Source organism: uncultured Lactobacillus sp., from assembly GCF_947367125.1.
In the GTDB taxonomy this organism is placed as follows: Bacteria; Bacillota; Bacilli; order Lactobacillales; family Lactobacillaceae; genus Lactobacillus.
In genome coordinates this window covers 1-4346 of the sequence record NZ_CANBCQ010000065.1, presented here as the reverse complement: position 1 = coordinate 4346, position 4346 = coordinate 1, and the positions used below count along the sequence as shown (strand labels likewise).

At 32.5% G+C, this 4346-nt stretch carries 3 protein-coding genes; 1 reads left to right on the top strand and 2 read right to left on the bottom strand.

The annotated features are described in order from the left end of the window. Positions 1-207: 207 nt before the first annotated feature. The gene (locus tag Q0Y84_RS12010; RefSeq protein WP_297954080.1) at positions 208-1785 is read left to right on the top strand and encodes an ABC transporter ATP-binding protein; all 1578 of its coding nucleotides are present in this window, start codon (positions 208-210) and stop codon (positions 1783-1785) included. Between the two features lie 149 nt (positions 1786-1934). Here Q0Y84_RS12010 and Q0Y84_RS12005 read toward each other — a convergent pair whose 3' ends face one another. Both Q0Y84_RS12005 and Q0Y84_RS12000 read right to left on the bottom strand, forming a co-directional pair. Beyond that, positions 1935-3515 (bottom strand): sodium:proton antiporter, encoded by a 1581-nt coding sequence (locus Q0Y84_RS12005; RefSeq protein ID WP_297954077.1) that lies wholly within the window; start codon positions 3513-3515, stop codon positions 1935-1937. Between the two features lie 218 nt (positions 3516-3733). Then, positions 3734-4150, bottom strand: a complete 417-nt coding sequence (locus Q0Y84_RS12000; protein WP_297954082.1) for a cupin domain-containing protein — start codon at positions 4148-4150, stop codon at positions 3734-3736. Positions 4151-4346 lie beyond the last annotated feature (196 nt).

Sequence of the window (4346 nt, the reverse complement as noted above, 5' to 3'; positions counted from 1 at the left end):
CTACTTTGATTAAATAAATAATTAAAAAATCAATTTACGAGAAAGATCTATTTACACAAAAGATTTGACAGTTTCCTTCCTCCAAATTCCTTTATTAAAATAATATCTAATACTATTTTAATTTTCAATAAAATATGCTATATTATTTTCATCAAAGAAGAAACGACTTAAAGTAAGTCACTTTGATGGGGTCTAGAAAGGTAAATTATGTCATTAAAGTATGCTAACAAAAAGAAGCTAGCACTTTATGCTCTTTTAGCCTGCATAAGTGCTTGTGGTAATGTCGTCATCGCTTACGTCACGAAGATTATGCTTAACAGTGCACAATATCATCGTGGCTCATTAAACCAATTAATTAAGATTGCCCTACTGGGAGCATTAATCTTAATTTTGATCATGTTTCTAAATTTCGGATATCGTTATTTACGCTACGATATTATTCGCGATATCAATCTTGAATTAAAAGACAAAACCATCACTTATTTAGTCAATCAACAATCCGACTCGCAAAAAGAAGGTCTAAACTTAATGACCAATGATCTAAAGCAAATCGAATCACTGAAGATTGCTAATGAATTGATGATTATTTCAGAGGCAGCTGCTTTCATAATCTCGATTTTCGTAGGCTTACTTAATTCATGGATTTTAACCGTAATTTTTGTAGTAGCAACTATTATTCCCGGCTTTATTCAGAAGCTATTTATCAAGGATATTCAAAATAAGGCTGCCGTCTGGGAAAATAAAAATGCTGATTATACACAGGCAGTCACTGATGCTATCAATGGTTCTAAGACTGCAATGCTCTATGATGTTCAAATTCCAGTTATTTCTTACGTAGTTAACCAAGCAAAAAAGATGGAAAATGCATTGCGCAGTCTTAATTACACTCAAGGTGCTATTTCTACATTGATTATTACTCTCGCTGACATTTTCAGCTTTATTATTCCATTTTTAGTAGGCGCCATTTTGATGTTCAATGGTCAAATTGGTGCTGGTACTTTAGTAATGATCGTACAGCTTTCTAACGACTTTATTAATCCAATTACTATGATCTTAGATCAGCTCAATCAAATCCGCTCTACTAAACCTATTTGGGATAAGATTCAAAAAGCAATCAATTTTAATAATAAGAATGAAAATGCTAAAAATCTTTCTTTTAATCAGTTGAAAGTTAAAAAATTAACTTATACAGTTAATGACAAAACTATCTTAAAAAACGTTACTTTCACTGTTAATGCTAATGAGAAAATCCTTCTAATGGCTCCAAGTGGTTTTGGCAAGACTACTCTACTCCGCCTTTTAGTTGGTCAATTAAAGCCAACTAGTGGCTCTATTATAATTGATCAACAAAATGTAACCGGTAATTGGCAAAAATCGCATGCTTACTTTGGATACATCAATCAAAAGCCATTTATGTTTGACCGTAGTCTGCTCTTTAACTTAACTTTAGGTAAAGAGTATTCAAAAGAAGACTTAAATAATGCAATTAGATTATCAGGTCTGACAAAATTAGTTGAGGGAAAAGGACTCGATTACCAAGTAGGTCAAAATGGCAATAATCTCTCTGGTGGTCAAATTCAGAGAATTGAAATTGCCAGGTCTATCTTGGCGAAACGTCCAATTTTGCTAGCTGATGAGGCAACTAGTGCATTAGATACTAAACTTTCGCTACAAATTCATCAAACTCTACTTAAAAATTCAGATTTTGCGGTAATTGAAGTTGCTCATAAAATCTCTGACCAAGAAAAAGAAATGTTCGACAAAATCATTGATTTACAAAATTAAAAATAAGCATTGATTCACACTTATCAGAATCAATGCTTATTTTATACATTCAACTAAATTTTAACTTTAAAACAATAAATATTTATTTATCTATTTTGAATGTCTACTTGACACGGTACGGATCATTCGTCTTAATTTCGAGGCTTTTCTTAATCTTCACCATTTTGTTCAGGATCAATAATCAAAGATTCAGCTAGCAATATATCATTATATATTTGAAGAAGATATTCACGGTATTCGCTTTGTTGTTGTCCAATCATTTCCAAGTATTCGCGTTCAATTGCAAATACGCGATAAAAGGCCATTCTTTGAAGTGCCTTTTCTTCAGGAGTAAATTCTTCTTGCTGAATCGATTTAATTACCGCTTTTAATGATTCACGCAACGAAACCGCTTTTTTCTGCGTCAACAGCATATAAATAATATATTTTTTACTGCGTTCAGGAAGATACATACGATGGACTATCTGAATTGCCCGCTTAACCATATTACGGCGGATTTCATAGACCACTTTTTGAGCATCTTTATCATTTACTTGATGTGGCAAAATAAATTGGAAAATAAAGGTAGGAACCAACATACTGAGCAAAATCAATGTAGCTTCAGCCATGATTACTAGATTATAATTTCCTGTTCCTAATAATCTACTTGATAAAGTTAAGGCTAGCGACAAAGTAACTGCACCATGAATTCCGCCTAGTGCAAAAATAACCGCATTTTTTTGACCAAATTTTAGAGCTAAAAGACTATATAAATATCTGACAACCAAATTAGCTATATAGATAGTGACACCAACACCAATCCATTGCCAAATATGATCATTGCCTATGCGAGTTCTAAAAATTCTAACCATTAAAATTCCTAGTACAACAAAGACGGTACTGTTAAAGATTTCAGAGATTAAATTTTGTAAGTCAAAGCCCATATGAATTTGACGAGAATTTATTAATAAGCTTTGCTCTGCTTCAGCATTGTGCAATAGTCCGGCAACTACCACTGCAATAATACCTGATAAATGAAGTTCTTCACTGAGGACATAAATAATTAGCGGCGTCAAAATATAAATTAAATTTTGCGCATTCAAAGAATTAAATGAGGTTCTTAGCAAAAATTGTCTAAAAGTAATAAAGAGCCACCCTAATATCGAACCAAAAATCGCACCGCCAATTGATGAATAAAGAAAATTAGTAATCGTTTGACCATAATTAATATAGCCATTAATAAACCATAAAATTGCCATATTTAACAAGATAATGCCTGAAGCATCATTAAATAGTGATTCAGATTTTAAAGAGGCATTTACTTTATGTGGGACTTTTAATCCTGCAGTTACTGCCTCTGTAGCCGTCGCATCAGTTGGTGTACTAATTGCACTAATTATAAAGGCCAAAGGCAAACCAATTTGACCAATCCCAGCAGCTGAAAAGCCCGCTGCAATTAACGCGATCACTACCATTATTACAGTAATTCCAATAATCTTTTTTAAATTTCTGGTTACATTGTTAAATCTAGTTGTTTGTCCTTCAAAAAAGAGTAGCGGTGCAACTATTAATTCCATAAAGATTTCAGAGCTAAAAGAGGCTACTTGTTTATTAAGCAACGGAACTAAAGCAATTACAATGCCAATAAGCATACTAATATAGTTAACTGAAATATGATGCAAGGCTTCAGCAATAATAATGCTTATACAAGCAGCTAAGGCAAGCGTGAAACTTGAAACCATTAATTCCATGTATTTTCTCCCATCTATTTTTATTCTTATGAATCTTATTTTAAGTCAAGCAAGCTAAAATTATAAGACCGAATGCTTAAGCCTATATTTTTGCAATATAAAAGACCTAAAAGTAGCTAACTTTTAGGTCTCAGTTCATATCAACAAGCAGAGCTTTATTTTCTTTAAGAGAAATTTTTTCTATCAAATTATAACTACATACTAGACTTTCTGATTAATCAGCCCAGTTTATCATATTCTTTATCAGATACTGGTTCAAGCAAAGTATTTTCGCTGTCACCCACTATAATAGCAATGTGAGCAAACCATGAATCCTTGGTAGCTCCATGCCAGTGCTTAGTATTGGGATTTACAATAACAACGTCGCCTAGAAGCATCTTTTGTGCTGGCTTACCCTCTTCTTGGTACCAGCCTTCACCAGCTACCGCAATTAAAATTTGTGGAACTGTGTGTTTATGCCAATTATTACGACAACCTGGCTCAAAACTTACATTATGAACAGCAGTTTTAGCTTCTTTACTTTCTGCTAAAGGTTTAAGGTAACTTATACCCCTAAAGAATTTGACAAAAGCTTCGTTAGCTTCACCAAAACCAAAAACGCTATTTTTTACTTCTTCTTCATTTTTTTGCCATATTATTACCTCGTTTCTGACTTTAATTTTATTCTAAAATAGAGATGTCACCATGCAAAATATTTATTTGTAATAACGCATTATGCGTTTAAAGTATAACCAGTAATTAGTATTCTTAAAAGTGGAGACTGTAAAATAGTTTGTGTAAGGATGAATGATTCCTTAAATTTATTTCTTTAAACATTAGAAAAAGGAGTTC